This window comes from Lentimicrobium saccharophilum (assembly GCF_001192835.1).
GTDB classification, from domain to species: domain Bacteria; phylum Bacteroidota; class Bacteroidia; order Bacteroidales; family Lentimicrobiaceae; genus Lentimicrobium; species Lentimicrobium saccharophilum.
Genome location: NZ_DF968183.1, coordinates 267,759 through 285,911, shown reverse-complemented (window position 1 = coordinate 285,911; position 18,153 = coordinate 267,759). Strand labels below are relative to the sequence as shown.

The following is an 18,153-nucleotide window of genomic DNA, read 5'->3' as shown; positions in this document are numbered from 1 at the left end:
TCCGCTTCTCTGCAATTTATGTAAAAGTTTTTAACATAAATGATATCTTTGAACTTCTTAAAACATCTGATTATGAAACTGCCGCTGTTTATTTCAGCCTTGCTGCTGACCGTTATTTTTGCCGATGCACAGATTACCGAAACCACCAGGGGAAGCGAATTCTGCGCTCATGGAAAGCTGATGCGCCCCCGTCAGGAAAACTCAGGTCAGCGCTCACCTAACTCACCAAGACACACCTTTGATGTGCTTAATTATGAACTTGATATGGATATTTATCATTGCTATGCATCTCCATATCCCAGAACGTTCACGGCATCAAACATTATAACATTCCGGATCGACACCCTTCTGTCAGCCATTAAGCTGAATGCAGATCAGACATCACTGCAGATCAATGCAGTGGGATTGGCTGCAACTTCATTTATCCACGACCAGGATACCCTTACAATCATGCTGAACCGCACGTATCAACCCGGAGAAGTTGCATCGGTCAGTATTGACTATGAGCACCTGGATGTACCTGATCTGGCATTTTATGTGGGCAATGGATTTGTTTTTACCGACTGCGAGCCTCAGGGTGCGCGCAAATGGTTTCCATGCTACGACCAGCCCTATGATAAAGCGACCCTGACACTAAGGGCCAAAGTTCCGGCCAACGTTAAACTCGGCTCTAACGGAAGCCTCACCGATTCGGTAGCGGTGAACGATACAACCTGGTATACCTGGGTGAGCCGAGATCCGGTTCCTACCTATCTGATGGTTATCTCTTCAAGGGTAAATTACAACCTGGATATCGTTTACTGGACCAAACCCGGACCGCCTTACGACACTTTGCCGATCAGATTCTATTATAACCCCGGGGAGAATCCGTCGCAGATGAAAAATATGATTATCCCCCTGGCCGACTTCTATTATTCGATGTTTGGCGACCATCCCTTTGAAAAAGACGGATTTGCCACTCTTAGCCCCCAGTTTATGTGGGGCGGGATGGAAAATCAGACCCTGACCAGCCTCTGCCAGGGATGCTGGTATTCCAGTCTTATCGCCCATGAATTTGCCCATCAGTGGTTCGGAGATATGATTACCTGTGCCACATGGGCAGATCTGTGGCTGAACGAAGGCTTTGCCACTTACTTTGAAGCAACGTGGACGGGAGAAGTTAACGGACATCAGGCTTATAAGGAAGAAATGGAAAGCAATGCCAGCTATTATCTGGCGCAAAACCCGGGCTGGGCCATCTCAAATCCGGCCTGGGCTACCAATCCTCCCGCCAATTCAACGCTTTTCAACTACGCAATTACATATATGAAAGCTTCCTGCGTGCTTTATATGTACCGCTACGTAGTGGGGGATTCCCTCTTTTTCCATAGTATTTATGAGTATGCCAATGATACCGCGAACTTCAGGTATAAATCAGCAACCATCCCTGATTTTATTGAAAAAATGAATGAAACCACCGGGCAGGAACTGGATTGGTTTTTCAACCAGTGGTTGTTTGAGCCCAATCATCCTGTGTACAACAATACCTATAGTTTCCTGGAAGTTGAGAACGGACTCTGGAATGTCTACTTCAAAGCCAGTCAAATACAAACAAACGCCCCGTTCTTTGAAATGCCTTTAGAAATCCTGGTTTCATTCAAAAATGGCGGAGATACGCTGATCAGGGTGACCAATGATGAAAACGATCAGGTGTTTATTTTTCAGTTCGATCAGGAGCCCGTCGCCCTGACCTTCGATCCCGGTAACAATATTCTGCTGAAACAGGCGACAACGGTTGTGGGGATCGATCCGGTGATTACACCCAATACAAAAGATATCCGCATTACGCCGAATCCGGCATACGCTCAGGCGATTGTCAGTTTTAACATAGAAACTAAAATGCCTGTAAAGATATCACTCACTGATCTGTCTGGTAAAAATCTGATTGATACGGATGTAAGAAATTATCCGCCGGGCTTCCATTCACTGTCTATCGATATCCGGAATTATCCGGCAGGAGCATATCTGGTTACCGTACAATCCGGGAACCAGATATTCACGAAAAAACTTATTGTTTCAGGAAATTAGGATCCGGATATCAGCGAATTTTTGGCTGATACAATCTATTAACCGGAGCAGGATTCTGGAATCAATCAAAAAAGCTATATCAGCTTCCGGCCAAGTTTTTCCACTTTGCGCAACCATTGCTGACGCCTGGCTTCAGATGAAACCTTGAGTGAACCAATAGTGGTGATACGTACAGGCCTGATACCACAAAACCCGAGAATTCCGCGCTTCATCGCATTGTGTCCAGGCCTGCGATAAACCAGCCAGTAATACCAGGGCGGTGTATCCATGGTGATGATCAGCCTTGCAGAACGACCGGTCAGATACTTATCCCACAGAAGACTTCCTTTCCGGTACCTGAATGCAAATCCCGGCAGAAAAGTCCGGTCTATAAATCCTTTCATCAATGCCGGAAAGGTTGACCACCAGTTCGGATAAATAATAACGATATGTTCTGCCCATTTGATGGCTTCCTGCGCTTTTTGAAGATCAGGCTCCAGTTCCTGATTTCCTCTGTAGCCTTCCCTGAAATTCAGTTCGAAGTCAAGGTCCCTGAGGACGATCTCCCGTATTTCAGCGCCCGAAGATATTGCCCCTTTGCGATAATGCTCGAACAACGAATTTGAAAACGTATCTTTAACCGGATGCCCCAGAATAATCAGTATTTTTTTCATTGAGCCTTTTAACCTTATGCCAGATCAGCAAAAATTAATAATTGATTTTCAATGGGTTTGATGCAAGCTTCCCCATAAGGGCCAGATCAAGCACATCAATCATCTGTTCAACATAGTGGATTTTCAGCCCTTTCAGATACACCGGCTTGATTTCCTCAATGTCCTTTTTGTTATCTGCAGGCAGAATAATCTCTTTTATGCCGGCTCTGCGGGCGGCCAGAATTTTTTCCTTTATCCCGCCAACCGGAAGCACTTTACCACGCAGGGTAATTTCACCGGTCATCGCAAGCCGGGGCTTGATTAATCGCTGGGTAAATGCCGAAGCCAGCGCTGTGAACATGGTGATTCCGGCCGAAGGACCGTCTTTGGGGGTAGCCCCTTCCGGAACGTGAAGATGAACATTCCATTTTTCAAAAACCGAAGGTTCAAGGCCGAGTTGATCGCTATGCGACTTAAGGTATTCAAAGGCCAGGGTTGCTGATTCCTTCATTACATCTCCGAGATTCCCTGTTAATCCCATGTTCCCTTTCCCTCGGCTCAGGCTGGTTTCCACGTACAAAATCTCGCCGCCTACCGGGGTCCATGCCAATCCGGTAACCACACCTGCAGCATGAGGAGTTTCATCTTTTTCTTTATTGAACTTCGCCGGACCAAGAATTTTATGAACATCTTCAACCGTTACAGAGGGATTATATGGATCTCCGCTAACGATAAATCTCGCCTGATGCCTGATGATTTTGGCGATCTTCTTCTCCAGTTCCCTGACGCCTGATTCGCGGGTGTATGCGTCGATAATGAGTTCGATAATCTTTTTATCGAACGCAAGCTGACCGGATTTAACGCCATGTTCATGCAGTTGCTTGGGTACCAGGTGCCGGCGTGCGATTTCAATTTTTTCCTCCAGCAGATAACCTGTAATCTCAATTACTTCCATTCTGTCGCGCAGGGCCGGGTGTATAGTACTGAGGTTGTTTGCGGTTGCAATAAACATCACCTTTGATAAGTCATATTCAAGTTCCAAGAAATTATCGTAGAAAGTATTGTTCTGCTCCGGATCAAGCACTTCGAGCAGGGCAGCCGAAGGATCGCCATTGATATTTGCTCCGATTACCTTATCAATTTCATCCAGCACAAAAACCGGATTTGACGCTTTGGCCTTCTTAATGCTCTGCAATATTCTGCCAGGCATCGCACCAATGTATGTTTTCCTGTGTCCCCTGATTTCAGCTTCATCGCGCAGGCCACCCAACGACATCCGGATGTAATTCCTGTTCACCGCCCTTGCCACTGACTTTCCGAGAGAAGTTTTTCCAACCCCCGGAGGGCCAAACAGACAAAGGATGGGCGATTTCATATCTCCTTTCAGCTTCAGTACAGCCAGATATTCAATAATGCGCTCCTTCACGGTTTCAAGTCCGTAATGATCCTTATCCAATACCTTTTGTGCATGTTTAAGGTCAAAATTGTCCACCGTGAAATCGTTCCACGGAAGGTCAGTCAATACCTCAAGATAATTCAACTGCATGGAATATTCCATGGCCGCCGGATTCATGCGCTGCAATTTTGTCAATTCCTTCTCAAAGACCTCTGCCACATTTTCAGGCCAACGCTTTTTTGCAGCTTTTTCCCTTAAGTCAGAAATTTCCTGCGTATGCGGATTATCGCCCAGTTCTTCCTGTATGGTTTTGAGTTGCTGGTTAAGCAAGTAATCGCGCTGCTGCTTGTCAAGATCGATCTTGACTTTACTTTGAATCTGATTTTTAAGTTCTATAATCTGAAGTTCCCGGGTCAGAAGCCCAAGAACCATATTTGCCCGTTCAATAAGGTCATCGATGGCAAGCAGTTTCTGCTTTTCTTCAAGCGAAATATTAAGGTTGGATGATATAAAATTTACAAGAAAAACAGGACTTTCAATGTTTCGGATCGCAAAAACCGAATCAGAAGGCAGGCTCGGGGATAAATTAATGATCTGAATTGCAAGGTCTTTTACAGACGAAATCAAAGCGTTGAATTTCTTATCACGCACCAGTGGTTTCACCTTGTCAAACTGATTGACCCTGGCAATAAAATAGGGATCATCCTGAAGCATCTCAAGAATGCGGAAACGCTTTTTCCCCTGAATAATGGCAGTTGTGCTCCCGTCAGGCATTTGCAGCAACTTGATGATGTAGGCAATGGTTCCTATTTCATTGAGGTCTTTAAACGATGGATCCTCAATATCAACATCTTTCTGTGCAACAGCCCCGATGATCCGGTTTCCTTTATAATAATCCTTGATCAAACGGATAGATTTATCACGGCCAACCGTGATAGGGATTACAACTCCGGGAAACAATACCGTATTGCGCAAGGGAAGAATCGGCAGCGTTTCAGGTACCTCCTCCGCATTCATCTGCTCTTCATCTTCGGTAGAGAGGAGCGGAATAAATTCAGTTTCATTTTCAATCAGTTCGGTCAAACCGAAACCATCATTCGTCATATCAGTAAAGATAAGTTATAGTATGTTCAATTTGTCAGGCTCAACAGGCCAGGAAAAGTGTTTTGACCGGAGTCAAATATCATGCCGGCAAATGTTTTTTGAAACTACTGAAATTTCAGGTGCATTTCTTTTGAGTCAGCGATACTGCATTCAATTTTTCATCAGCAAAAAAAATCCGGCAGCCTTTTCAGATTACCGGATAAACAAGGGTATACTTAAAAAGTTTACATTCTCCGGTAGTTATGTGTCAGATTGTAAACATCCTCGATAAGTTTTGCATCTATATCGGTAAACTCAAGTTCACGCCTGCCATACATTCCTTTTGCCACTTCAATGGCCTTTTTTGGCAGGAAAACTGAAAATCCGGCCACCCCTCCCCACTTAAAGGACGAGATAAAGTTTCTTTGAAAACCGGATCCGAAAATGTTTGAGCTGACCCCCACCACAGTTCCGGTATTGAACATAGTGTTGATTCCGCATTTTGAATGATCGCCCATAATCAGTCCGCAAAACTGCTGACCGGTTTCAATAAATGACTCGTCAGGGTAATTCCATAATTTCACCTGGTCATAAGTATTTTTCAGATTGGAGGTATTGGTATCTGCACCCAGGTTACACCATTCGGCGATTACAGAATGCCCGAGGAAACCATCATGGGCTTTGTTGGAATAGCCGAAAATCACGCTGTTATTGACTTCACCACCCACTTTCGACCAGGGGCCTATGGTTGTTGCCCCGTATATCTTGGCACCCATTTTAACCTGGGCATGTTCGCACAATGCCAGCGGGCCGCGCAGGTTGGACCCTTCCATGACAATGGCATCTTTACCTATATAAATAGGGCCCGCAGAAGCATTTAGGGTGGAAGCAAGTATTTCAGCCCCCGGCTCAATGAAAATATTTTCAGGATTTATAGCCAGACAGTGGGCAGGAATTTTCTGTGATTTTCTGCCTTTGGTAATCAACTCAAAATCAAAAGCCAATGCCAATCCATTTTTCGCAAATATATCCCAGGTATTGTTGATTTCCAGAAATTCAGCTTCTGTTTCAATCTCTTCGACAGCACCGCTTGGTTTTTCAAAATCCGACTCATTCAGGTACATGGCAATAACAGTATCCCCCTTCACCAGCGCCTGTCCGGCCTGCAACTGACCAATTTCTTCAACAAGCATATCATTCGGACAAACAGCACCATTGATGATGATATTTTCTTTCTCCTTCACGAGAGGAAACTTGGCAGAGAGATAGTTTTCGGTAAGGGTCGAAGTCTTACATTTCAAAAAGTATTCCCACTTTTCACGTATTGTAAGTATACCAAACCTGATATCGGCAACAGGCCTCATAAAGGTCAGCGGGAGCAGGTTGTCGCGCCTCGACTCGTCAAAAAGGACATAGTTCATAAAAGAAAGAAATTAAAGGTGCTTAAACTTATAATATCAACAAAAGTAACGAAAAAAGCCCTTTTAAAGAAAAGGGCCGTGGAAATCTTATTAACAACCGGATGCTGAAAACTTGCTTCAGGCCTTGTTCCTGTTGTCGAAATGTTTCTGGTATTTCGTTTTGAACTTGTCAACACGTCCGGCGGTGTCGATAAGCTTAATCTTACCGGTATAAAAAGGATGAGATGTATTCGAAATCTCAAGCTTTACCAGCGGGTACTCTTTACCATCTTCCCAAACAATGGTATCTTTGGTAGCTACTGTTGATTTAGTGACAAATGTATAGTCGTTCGACATATCTTTGAAAACCACCAACCTGTAATCCTTGGGATGAATGTCTTTTTTCATGAGTTCAGTTATTGTTAAAAAATCCCGGTTCAATCAATGTTTTTACTTTTAAACGATTGCAGCATTGCTGCAATGCTTAACCCTTTAATTTTTGGGACTGCAAAAGTAAAAACTATTTTACTAATAGCCAAAAAAATCTGAAACTTATTTTAACTTTTATCTACATACAATCTTTCAGTTTTTCAAGAAATATTCCCATCTCGTCCGTATTGCAGAAAAAACTCCGGCACCTTCCCGTCTGAGTTGATTTCAGGACTCCACCTGCCGTTCCGGCAACCGGATTATCGGTTTCCGGCCCCTGATGACTGTATTCATAAACCAAAACACCGATTCTGCCTGAATATTCCCGGTTTGCAGTTAGGAGCAGATGTCCGCTGTCAAGGTGCGGCACCCTGCCCAACAACATCGAAGCCTTATGATATTCATAATGATTCAGGTAAACCGAATAATTGATCTGCCAGTTGTATGCTGAGATTGCTTCTGTCAATGACCGGAAATCATAATCCTGTGGCACCTTCAACATCTTGACATTGCGCGCAGAGCGTCCGAAATAAATGCAAATATCTTCGGCAAGAATGCACAACTCCTCATCTGACTCATTTCCTGTGATAATCGCCGTTTGATTATAATTGAACCTGAGCAACGGATACCGCACGAGGTATGATTCTGAAACCGGCCCATTCTTTTCGCCAATAACAATCATCCCGCTGAAACCAGGAAATGAGTCCTCAACATAAATTATTCTTTCGGTAAAACCGGCAATATAATTGCCCAGCAAACCGAAAACAGCTTCATACATTTTTCTGTCGCTGAAACTGGTCTTTAATAAGCATCTGTATCCGTGAAAGGCAGCCAGTATAATTTCTCCCACTCCCTCAAGCGGGGACAGTGGCTTTATCCAGAAAGCAACCGGCAAAGATTTGTTCACAGGCTTCATCGCCGGCAGCACCTGACCCGTCACAAGCATACTTTCCGCCAGCCACCTCAGGGCATACCTGATATGCTCATCAACAAACCACCGGTCAGCACGAATGCCTGACAGAAATTGCTCACGAAAATCATCATGCCGGGCCGTCCCCTGGGCTGCATGGAAAGGCCGGATGTTTTCCCCCGACAGGAAAAACAACTCTTCTGCAAATTTATACAGTCCTGCCTGTATCGGTTTTTGATCCATGAACGTTATTGAAGTGTATATTTGCAGCAAAATTAAGATTTCTCAGCTGAAATGCCTTACAATCCAATTGCATTCAATGAAACCCATTTTGTCCCTTAGCCTGATTTTACTGTTTACTTTCAACGGATTAAGCCTCAAAGCCCTTCAACCGCTGCAGGAAACTTCCGGCAACAGGCTGAGGGCGCTGATCGACAGTGCCCGCAAAGAAAAATCAGACTCACTGCGACTGGAAATCAATAATGTTTTCTTTGCTGAGCTGACTGCCGCGCTTAAAGAAAAGCCTGCTTCGGACAAGATATTCGATTCGCTGAATACCGGTATAATCACTTCACCGGATGCAAAAATCACTTTTTTCAACTGGAACCTGCAGCAAAACAACGGAATTAACATTTACTTCCTGATAATCAAAAACAACATTACAAACCAGGTTATACCCATGAAGCCCTTGCCTGCTTTGCAGGAAATATCGGAAGAAACCATTTTCCGGGACGGAAACTGGCCGGGCGGACTGTATTACCGCATCATATACAGGACCGACCTAACCGGTTCCTTTTACACCCTGCTTGGCTGGGATGGTTTCAACCGGACCACCAGCAGAAAGACAATTGATGCACTTAGTTTTGATCAGGATGGATTTCCTGTTTTCGGGGCATCCATATTCAGGACAAAAGACGGATTAAAAAACAGGGTGGTTTCGGAATACGCTTCACAGGCATCATTCACACAAAGCTATGACCGCCAGAAAGTCACCCTCTCCAATGTGAGGAAATCACAGAGAAAGGTAACCGATGAAATAATTGTCCTCGACCGTCTGGTGCCAATGGATGAATCACTTACAGGACAGCGATGGGCCTATGTACCGGCCGGAAATGTTTATGACGGCTATATAGTTTTCAATAAGCTCTGGAGCTTTGTGGAAGATATTGCTCCACGCAACCCGGCGCCATCCGGCAAGGAAAAAAAATCACGCAAACCGGTCAGCTATGATCTGTTTCCGCCTCAGTGAAGCTTATTAAAGTTATCCCTTCCTTGTTCTTAACAAATAGATAATAACAGGTTAATTGACCTGAATTCTAAACTCATTCCCGGAATTACCCGGGCTGGCACTCATTTATTTCGTCCGGCCCGGCATTATATACATAAAACATTCATTTACAATTTGCAAAGTTCACATAATTTATTTAAATTTATACCGGCAATTTACTATTTCACAGCTGATTAACCAATTTTATAAAAGAATTTGCATAAGCTTGGCAACTGTATAAAACTTTATACCTTTGCTTCACTTTTCAGCCGGTATTTAAGTGCTTCAGACATAAAATAAGTTTACCAACTTAACTAACAACATCATGAAAAAACACAATTTTAACGCCGGTCCTTCCATACTGCCCCAGGTAGCTATCGAAAACACGGCCAAGGCTGTGCTGGACCTGAATGGCATTGGTATGTCAATCCTTGAAATCTCTCACCGGAGCAAGGATTTTCAGGCAGTGATTGACGAAGCAACAGCCCTTTTTAAAGAGTTGCTCAACATCCCTGAAGGTTATCAGGTTCTCTTCCTTGGCGGAGGGGCCAGCCTGCAGTTCTGTATGGTTCCCTTCAACCTGATGTCGAAAAAGGCAGCCTACCTCGAAACCGGAGTCTGGGCTAAGAAAGCAATCAAGGAAGCAAAGCTTTTTGGCGAAGTGAATGTTGTTGCTTCATCAGCTGACAAGAACTTTACCTACATTCCGAAAGGCTACACCGTTCCTGCCGATGCCGACTATTTCCACATTACCACCAACAACACTATATACGGAACTGAAATCCGCACTGATTTAGACTGCAACGTTCCCCTGATTGCCGATATGTCATCGGACATTCTCAGCCGTCCGGTTAATGTTTCGAAGTATGCCATGATCTATGGAGGTGCCCAGAAAAACCTTGGACCTGCAGGTGTTACTTTTGTGATTGTACGCGAAGATATCCTCGGCAAAGTTGAAAGAGCCATTCCGACCATGCTGGACTACCGTACCCATATCAAGGAAGGTTCCATGTTCAACACCCCTCCGTGTCTGCCCATCTTTACAGTGAAAGAAACGCTGAAATGGATCAAATCCATTGGCGGAGTGGCTGCCATCGAAAAAATGAACATAGAGAAAGCAAACATCCTTTACAATGCCATAGACAACAGCAAAATGTTCGTAGGAACCGCAGAGAAAGACTCAAGGTCACTGATGAACATCTGCTTCGTGATGAAAGAACAGTACAAGGACAGAGAAGATGCCTTTATGGAATTTGCCAAAAGCCGCGGTATGGTTGGCATTAAAGGCCACCGTTCAGTTGGCGGATTCAGGGCTTCAACCTACAACGCCCTGCCGAAGGAAAGCGTAGAAGCATTGGTAGCCTGTATGCATGACTTCGAAAAAGAAAATGCCTGATCACTGGCATTAATTAATTTAAAACCGGTTCATGTGACCGGTTTTTTTTTGCCGGAATCCTAAATGAGTAAAATATTTACTCATAATATGACTATAACCGGGAGGTTAAAATGCCTAAATTAGCCAGTGAAAATCATTGAATGGTCATGAAAACTGATCACAGGATAAAATATCTGCGCACATCCGACGACTTTCCACCCCTGAGTGATTGCAGGGCAGACGGCTTATTGGCCGCAGGGGGCGATCTGAGTCCCGGGAGGCTTGTAAAAGCATATAGCAGCGGTATTTTCCCGTGGTATGATGCTTCGACACCAATTCTGTGGTACTCCCCGGAGACCAGGTGCCTGCTTAAGCCCGGTTCGTTCAGAACCTCCTCAAGCCTGAAACAAAAACTAAAAAACGGACATTTCACCTTTTCATTTGATAAAGATTTCACCAGGGTGATTCAGTTTTGTGCTGAAGTAAGGAGAAAACAGGAGAGCGGAACATGGATTACGCCTGCAATGATTGCTGCATACACCGGACTGCATACGCTTGGGCTGGCCCATTCGGTTGAAGTTTGGCATGAAAACCGCCTTGCCGGCGGATTGTATGGGGTTTCGCTGGGCAAGGCATTTTTTGGTGAATCAATGTTTCACCTGGTGAATGATGCTTCCAAAGCTGCCCTTTATTATCTTTGCACAAAACTGGCGGAGAAAGGTTTTCTTTTTATTGATGCCCAGCTGCCGACTCCTCACCTGCTGAGTCTGGGGGCTTATACGGTTTCCCGCAATGATTACATCAGGTTGTTAATGATAGCGCTGGAGGCTGATACCAGCAGGGGATCGTGGAACCAATTCTGATTGAACATGAATGATGCAAGAAAAGAATTTATGGCTGAAGCCCTGCGCCTTGCAGAAGAAAATATTTCTTCGGGCAACGGAGGGCCTTTTGGCGCTGTTGTGGTAAAGGACGGAAAAATCATTGCCCGCGGAAGCAACCATGTTACTTCAAACAATGATCCGACAGCCCATGCCGAGGTGGTTGCAATCAGGGAAGCTTGTACTGTATTGGGCGATTTTCAGCTGAAAGGCTGCGAAATTTACTGTTCCTGCGAACCATGCCCGATGTGCCTCGGCGCCATTTATTGGGCACGCCCCGAAAGAATTTATTTCGCCGCTAGCCGGCAGGACGCCGCTGATGCAGGCTTTGACGATGACTTTATCTACAGGGAGATCAGCCTTAACCCCGGACAGCGCTCCATTCCTGCTGGACAATTATTGCGGGAAGAGGCTTTGCATGTGTTCAGACAATGGAAAGAATCCGACAGAAAAATTCCTTATTAATTCACTTTATATTTATTTACAATGGCTTTTGAAATTACAGGAAAACTGATTGAAAAATTTGAAACACAGAACGTTTCTGATAAATTTAAAAAAAGGGAATTTGTAATCGAGTACAGGGATAATCCTAGCTCTTCATTCTCAGAAATGCTGAAATTCCAGCTGACGCAGGATCGCTGCAGCCTGATTGACGCCTACAATATCGGACAGGATATCCGGTTGTGGTTCAACTTAAGGGGGCGAAAATGGGAAAAAGACGGCAATGTCAACTACTTCACCAATTTGGAAGCCTGGAAGATAGAAGGTGCAGGCGCCGCCCCTGAACAACAGGCTGCCTCCTCATTGCCGGATACAGGCATAGCCTCAACTGCCGCTGACGAACTTACGAATGATCTGCCCTTCTGATAAGGACCAGGATCGATTTTGGATATAAACCTGTCAGGTCTTACCAGCCTGACGGGTTATTCTTTTTATTATCCCGGCGGCCTGCCGGATCCCGGACAGAGATCAAAGCATGAAAAATTGACATACCCTTCCGTAAAGATGAACGGATACCGGTAAAGTAAACAGATGCTTTTTTATTTTGGAATTATCTCGAGGGTAAAACTGAAGGTACTGCCTTTCCCGGGCGTGCTCCGGGCCTGAATCTTTGATTTATGAATATTCATAAACTCCTGGCAGAGAATCAGCCCAAGGCCGGTACCGGTTTCGTTATTGGTGCCTGAGGTTTTCAGATTCCCATCTATCCTGAATAACCGTGACAGCTCATCTTCATTCATTCCGATTCCCGTATCTGTTACGCTCACGACGGCTTTCCCCCCGCTGCAATTACAGCTCACGGTAACAGATCCTCCGTTCTGCGTAAATTTAATGGCATTGCTCAGCAAATTTCTCAGCACCGTAAAAAGCATGTTTTTATCAGCCTTAACAATCACATCTTTAGTAAAATCAGTGTAGAGCGAAATCTGCTTGTTATCAGCCATGCTGCGGACAACATCAATAGAGGTTTCCACAATCTCGGAAAGATCAACTGGCTCAGGTTTAAAGTCAATGCGTCCGGATTGCGCCCTCGACCAGGTCAGCAGGTTATCGAGCAATGAATAAATATGCTGGCTTGACTGCCTGATAATACCCAGATAGGAACGTTTTTCGGCATCAGTAATATCATCAAACTCATTGTAAGCAAGATCCGCAAACCCAAGCAGCGAAGTAAAAGGGTTTTTGAGGTCGTGGGCAATAATAGATAAAAATCTGTCTTTCGTTTGAATCAATTGTTCAAGTTCCGCTTTCTGGGTTTCAATCAGCCTGTTTTTATCTTCCAGATTATCAACGGCTTTTGTTTTAAAATAATACCGTTTAAAAAAGAAAGCCAGCAATATCACAATAAATATTACAACACCTATCAGGGCAACCTTCGACTTTTTGTTCCGCTCCAGTTTCAATGCCTGCTCTAAGTTTTCGCGAAGCAGTCTTTCACTGTCAAGCTCCTTGCGCCCTACCTCAAATCTAGCCTGCGCCTGGCTCAGCAAATAGGATTGCTGTTCATCATAAATACTGTCTTTAAGTTTTGAGTACTGATCGAGAAAACTATAGGCAAGCACCGGCTGATTCAATCCCATGGATATCTTTGCCAGTTCGGCATAGGCCTCAAGTATTACATTCCTGATTTTAAGGCTCTTTGCCAGTTCCAACCCTGATTCGGCAAGTCTGTATGCGTCCGGCCTTCTTCCCGAAGTAAAATAAACCGACGCCAGAGACACCTTAATAACCGCTTCATATTGCTGATCGCCCATCTGAATTGCCAGGTCGAGGGCCTGCTTGAGATAATTCTCCGCCTGAATCAAATCATTCTTATTCAGGTTTAATTTGCCAAGGCTGGTGTAAATTACAATCAGAGATGCATTGTTGGCTTTTCTCACGCCACCCTGGGCTTCGTCAAACTTTTGCCTTTCCTTTCCCTGATCAATGCTTTTATCGCTGAGAATTCCAAGATTCAGATAAGAAGCTTCAAGCCCCTGCTTACTGGAAAGTTCATTAAATATGTGCAAGGCCCTTTCGTAATAAGAATATGCCAGATCAGGATTTCTGGTTTCATTATAAACAAACCCCAGGTTTATGCAGGTATTGGCCACTTCGTTGTAAAGCCGGCTCCTGTCAAAGTATTCCAGTGCGATAAGACTATGATGGATTGCCTTGTCGAAGCTCCGGATCATACTGAATATCATACCGAGGTTATAATGCGCATTCGCCCACGAAACCGAATCACCCGTAACTACCCTTAATTCCAGCTCCCGGTTCAGGTATTCAATGGCCACCGGGTAATCCCCTTCCGATAAGGCGAGCCTTGAAAGTTGCTTTATGATTGCCGCCTGCTGAACAGGACCTTCCGCCTTTTCAAGCACAATACGCAGGCTGTCAGATTCCTGCCCCGCCATTGCGAATCCGGTCAGAGAAAATGAGGTCAGCAATCCTGCCAGCAGGAGTAACCCCATCATCTTTTTTATTCCGGTATTTATGTCAGGTCGCAAGGCGCTGTTATTATATGTTAATATTTCTCAAACGGATGATCAAAACAAAAGTCAGGGAGATAACTACCTGAACTACCTGCTTCCTGAATCCATCCCTTAAATAACCCGAGTGCTTCCATCTCTTCGGCAACCAGCTTATATTCCAGTTCGGTAAGGGCTCTGCCAAGTAAAGGATGGCCGGCAACTGCAGGCATTGGAAAATACTGTGACATTAATGATATATGAATTCCGGGAGAAAGTTCTTCAGCGATAAACCGGAGCACATTCATGCTGTTCTCAATATTACCGGGAAGCACCAGATGCCTGATAATCAACCCGCTTAAAGCCTGACCCGCATCATCGGTAATCAGCGCTGTTCCCTTTTGCCTGAACATCTCCTTCAGCGCCTTCCGGGCAACCGAAACATAATTTCCGGTATCTGAATATTCATGTGCCAGGCGTGAATCCATATATTTCAGATCAGGCAGATACACATCAACAATTCCTTCAAGCATTTTGAGAGTTTCAACCCTGTCATATCCATTGCTGTTGTATACAATTACCGGTTTTCTGCCTGAATCATTCAATGCGTTGATGATGGCAAGCATCTGTGGAACCATATGGGAAGGAGAAACAAATCCTACTGCTCTGCAACCTTCATCCAGCAACTTTGATATAGCATGAACGATGCTGTCAATACGCTGATATTCAATCTGTATCGCTTCATTACGGCTACTGATCTGCCAGTTCTGGCAATAAATACACTGAAGGTTGCATCTTCCAAAGAAAACATTACAAATACCCTGTTCGCCTCCGATCACCGGCTCTTCACCTCTGTGAAGGCATATTGAACTGACTCCGGGAAAAGCATCCGATTTACAGTATCCGCCGGGCCCTGCCGTTCGGTCAGCATGACATTCGCGGGGACAACAGACACAATCTGCCAATTCTGCAGGAAAGCTGTAAGGAAAATAGGCGTCAGTTAGTTTCATGCATTATGACCTTTTCATTTCGACAAGCCGGTTGTCCGGTTAACCCCTGCCTGATCACGATTATTTATTGATATTTGAATCAAAAGTAACTTACATAGCAGCGCTTTTCGATACAAAAAGCCTGTTTATGTAGTAATTCCTGTTGTCTTAATAAAAACATGTTTTCCCCAAATGCCTTACATTCAAATATTTAAAAAATCATTGCATTAGTAAAAAAAATTCCCGCAAAAAGAAATTTTTATTCATCCGGCAATAACCAATGAGCAAAAATGACGGATACAGATCCGTTAAATGCTATCTTTTAGGGGTTTGGGGTAGCATAGGATCCGGTGTTTGATGTAAAATTATTTTACAGTTAAAAACTGTGCAAGAATTTACGTAACCACCTGAATTACAGACAAAAATAGCATATTTTTCACATAAATCAAGCAAAATCGTACACTTTTTTCACTTTTATAATCCTTATCCGGACCAACCTGCTTAACCTGATATACCCAAGGATTCATATTCATATTGAAAACCAGATTTTTAATAGGGTAATAGAACCAGACCAACCGGGGTGCCGGGAATATGTCAGGGTCGCAAATCTGACACTAAGAATACAGATCAATCTATTAAAGATTGGCAACCTGTTCTCTTCTTTATCCAATAATGCACGATGGCTTACAACAGTGGATTAAAAATTGACGTTTAATGCAGGCATTTTTTTTCAGACCTTTGCCCGGATCCGGCCAACCGGCCCTGGTCTTAAAGAACCAAACTAAATGTTTTGAGCAGGATTGATTCCAAAAACAGCTGACAATGAAAAAGCCTTTAATTGTATTTCTGTTGCTTATTTTACTTTTAAACTTCAATTTTCCGGGACATTCACAAACTATACTGATACAGGGCACACAATCGGGGTTATTGGAAGCTGACACCGTGCTGATAGCTGGAAATGTAACAGTACCAACCGGCGAACAGTTGAAATTTAAAGCCGGGACAATGGTTCTGGCAACAGGGCATTTCAGACTGGATGTTAATGGCAGCATATCAGCCATTGGCGAGCCCGGAAGTCCGGTTATTTTCTCGGTGGCTGATACGGCAGGCTTCTCAAATCATGAAAACGGAAGGGGAGGTTGGGATGGTTTTCATTTTAACGGAAACGACCCTCTGGCGGATTCATCAGTTTTTCTTTTCTGCCGGTTTGAGTATGGGAAGGCAACCGGAGATTCACTTGAAAAAATGGGCGGCATTTTCAATATCAGAGATTTCGGAAAAATCTCTGTTTCCAATTGCACATTTACAAATAATTATGCATATCACTGGGGCGGCGCCATTTTTGCCGAATCTGGAGATATCAGTATCAGCCACAGCATTTTTCAGGGCAATGTCTGCGGGCAGGCTGCTCCGCCCTACGGATACGGAGGCGCCGTTTGTTTCAGACATTCCCGGCCGGACATCAGCTATTGCGAATTTACAGGCAATATTTCAACCGGGATAGGCGGAGCTATCTCTCTCGAATACACTGACGCAATGGTTACTAAGAACAGATTCTTTGAAAATTTCAGTGGACTTGGCGGAGCAATGGGCTACCTGAGGTCAGCGCCTGACAGGATGGTGGAAGGAAACCTGTTTGTGAACAACTCCTGTCTGTTTTTCGGCGGCGCCATTGCCTTTATCAAAGCATCCCCGCTGGTGCTGCATAACACCATCACTGACAACCAATCTTCTTCATACGGCGGAGCGGTGTATTGTAACGACAGCGCTGCACCGGTGATTATAAACACAATAATCTGCGGCAACCATGCCGGTGAAGGTGCACAGTTATACATCTGGGATATTCTCTCGGCGCCCGAATTCTATCATTGTAATGTTCAAGGCGGTAAAGAGGCCTTCGGAGGGACCGGCGGTATCGGTTACCACTCCGCATATATTAATAACATCGACTCATTACCCGGCTTTCTGAATAACGGTCCTCACCCCTACTCACTGCAAAGCAACTCTCCCTGCATTAACAAGGGGATGTTTGATCCCGGATGGATAAACTATCCTGATAAAGACTTGTCGGAAAACCCGAGAATAAGCGGGATACTGCCGGACATGGGAGCCTACGAGTACCAGATTGATCTCGGTTCGGATCTTCACATTGTTTCTGCAGACATTAATGTCAGGCCCAATCCGTTCAGTGATCTTTTATGCATAGACCTCGGCAGAACTTACCCTGTTCCGGTATCCTTAAGCATCTTTGACGGAAGGGGCATCCTCGTTCATGAAGCGGTGATTTATCCGGGCGCACAGTCATACAGATGGAACTGCAACATAAACAGCACAACAGGCAATGAAAGAGGTATATTTATTCTCACGCTCTCATTGCCGGATTCCCGGGTTACCAAAGTAGTCATACGAAATTAAGAAAATAAATGTCCGGGGCCGTTCCGAAGAGTGTATCAGATTGATTAACTGATCATTCTGTTCATGATATTATATGGACCCTGAGTGTTACGGATCACCTCCGGACCGCATAGATTCCATCAGAAAGAAGGACAACCATTTACAAAATAGCCAATCCGGTATATCACCATTTTAAGATTAATGGTATTCCGGGGATGGAATCAATGTTCCGGAAAGTGTATCCCCGGGCAAAGGAAGAAAGGAGAAACATCTCTGACAGTCAATATTTTAAAATTTATTACGATCTATTATTACATTTAAAAAGCGAAGCATTTTAAAATGAATTCGGCAATGATAATATCATATATAGCTGATATAC

14 protein-coding genes are annotated in these 18,153 nt (G+C 44.3%); 7 read left to right on the top strand and 7 right to left on the bottom strand.

Going from position 1 to position 18,153, the window contains the following annotated elements; all coding sequences use genetic code 11:
• Positions 1 to 72: 72 nt before the first annotated feature.
• On the top strand, positions 73 to 2,067 hold the full coding sequence (locus TBC1_RS13055; protein ID WP_062043704.1) for a M1 family aminopeptidase: 1,995 nt from the start codon (positions 73 to 75) through the stop codon (positions 2,065 to 2,067).
• Between the two features lie 74 nt (positions 2,068 to 2,141).
• Here the strand turns inward: TBC1_RS13055 and TBC1_RS13050 are convergent, their stop codons facing one another.
• The 5 genes from TBC1_RS13050 to TBC1_RS13030 all read right to left on the bottom strand — a co-directional run bounded on the left by TBC1_RS13050 (position 2,142) and on the right by TBC1_RS13030 (position 8,160).
• The gene (locus TBC1_RS13050) at positions 2,142 to 2,720 is read right to left on the bottom strand and encodes an NAD(P)H-dependent oxidoreductase (RefSeq protein WP_062043701.1); all 579 of its coding nucleotides are present in this window, start codon (positions 2,718 to 2,720) and stop codon (positions 2,142 to 2,144) included.
• Between the two features lie 34 nt (positions 2,721 to 2,754).
• Entirely contained in the window at positions 2,755 to 5,199 is a 2,445-nt protein-coding gene (gene lon, locus TBC1_RS13045) for an endopeptidase La (protein WP_062043698.1), read from the bottom strand.
• Positions 5,200 to 5,423: 224 nt separating this feature from the next.
• Positions 5,424 to 6,599, bottom strand: a complete 1,176-nt coding sequence (locus TBC1_RS13040) for a GlmU family protein (protein ID WP_062043693.1) — start codon at positions 6,597 to 6,599, stop codon at positions 5,424 to 5,426.
• A 117-nt stretch (positions 6,600 to 6,716) separates the two neighbouring features.
• Positions 6,717 to 6,986: a type B 50S ribosomal protein L31 gene (locus TBC1_RS13035; RefSeq protein ID WP_062045563.1), complete on the bottom strand. Its 270-nt coding sequence runs from the start codon at positions 6,984 to 6,986 to the stop codon at positions 6,717 to 6,719.
• Positions 6,987 to 7,146: 160 nt separating this feature from the next.
• Positions 7,147 to 8,160, bottom strand: a complete 1,014-nt coding sequence (locus TBC1_RS13030; protein WP_062043691.1) for a hypothetical protein — start codon at positions 8,158 to 8,160, stop codon at positions 7,147 to 7,149.
• A 76-nt stretch (positions 8,161 to 8,236) separates the two neighbouring features.
• Between TBC1_RS13030 and TBC1_RS13025 the strand changes: the two genes are divergently transcribed.
• The 5 genes from TBC1_RS13025 to TBC1_RS13005 all read left to right on the top strand — a co-directional run bounded on the left by TBC1_RS13025 (position 8,237) and on the right by TBC1_RS13005 (position 12,307).
• Entirely contained in the window at positions 8,237 to 9,166 is a 930-nt protein-coding gene (locus tag TBC1_RS13025) for a hypothetical protein (protein ID WP_137305718.1), read from the top strand.
• Between the two features lie 343 nt (positions 9,167 to 9,509).
• The gene (serC, locus tag TBC1_RS13020) at positions 9,510 to 10,580 is read left to right on the top strand and encodes a 3-phosphoserine/phosphohydroxythreonine transaminase (RefSeq protein ID WP_062043685.1); all 1,071 of its coding nucleotides are present in this window, start codon (positions 9,510 to 9,512) and stop codon (positions 10,578 to 10,580) included.
• Between the two features lie 146 nt (positions 10,581 to 10,726).
• Positions 10,727 to 11,422: a leucyl/phenylalanyl-tRNA--protein transferase gene (gene aat / locus TBC1_RS13015; RefSeq protein ID WP_082189695.1), complete on the top strand. Its 696-nt coding sequence runs from the start codon at positions 10,727 to 10,729 to the stop codon at positions 11,420 to 11,422.
• Between the two features lie 6 nt (positions 11,423 to 11,428).
• Positions 11,429 to 11,905, top strand: coding sequence for a nucleoside deaminase (locus tag TBC1_RS13010; protein WP_062043683.1), 477 nt, complete (start codon positions 11,429 to 11,431; stop codon positions 11,903 to 11,905).
• A 21-nt stretch (positions 11,906 to 11,926) separates the two neighbouring features.
• Entirely contained in the window at positions 11,927 to 12,307 is a 381-nt protein-coding gene (locus TBC1_RS13005; protein WP_062043680.1) for a DUF3127 domain-containing protein, read from the top strand.
• A 173-nt stretch (positions 12,308 to 12,480) separates the two neighbouring features.
• Here the strand turns inward: TBC1_RS13005 and TBC1_RS13000 are convergent, their stop codons facing one another.
• Together TBC1_RS13000 and TBC1_RS12995 are read right to left on the bottom strand one after the other, a co-directional pair.
• Positions 12,481 to 14,397: a tetratricopeptide repeat-containing sensor histidine kinase gene (locus TBC1_RS13000; protein WP_062043677.1), complete on the bottom strand. Its 1,917-nt coding sequence runs from the start codon at positions 14,395 to 14,397 to the stop codon at positions 12,481 to 12,483.
• Positions 14,398 to 14,447: 50 nt separating this feature from the next.
• Positions 14,448 to 15,401: a radical SAM protein gene (locus TBC1_RS12995; RefSeq protein WP_137305716.1), complete on the bottom strand. Its 954-nt coding sequence runs from the start codon at positions 15,399 to 15,401 to the stop codon at positions 14,448 to 14,450.
• An 801-nt stretch (positions 15,402 to 16,202) separates the two neighbouring features.
• On the opposite strand from TBC1_RS12995, the gene TBC1_RS12990 reads away from it, so the two are divergent.
• Positions 16,203 to 17,795 (top strand): choice-of-anchor Q domain-containing protein, encoded by a 1,593-nt coding sequence (locus TBC1_RS12990; RefSeq protein ID WP_062043674.1) that lies wholly within the window; start codon positions 16,203 to 16,205, stop codon positions 17,793 to 17,795.
• The last annotated feature ends 358 nt before the right edge of the window (positions 17,796 to 18,153 follow it).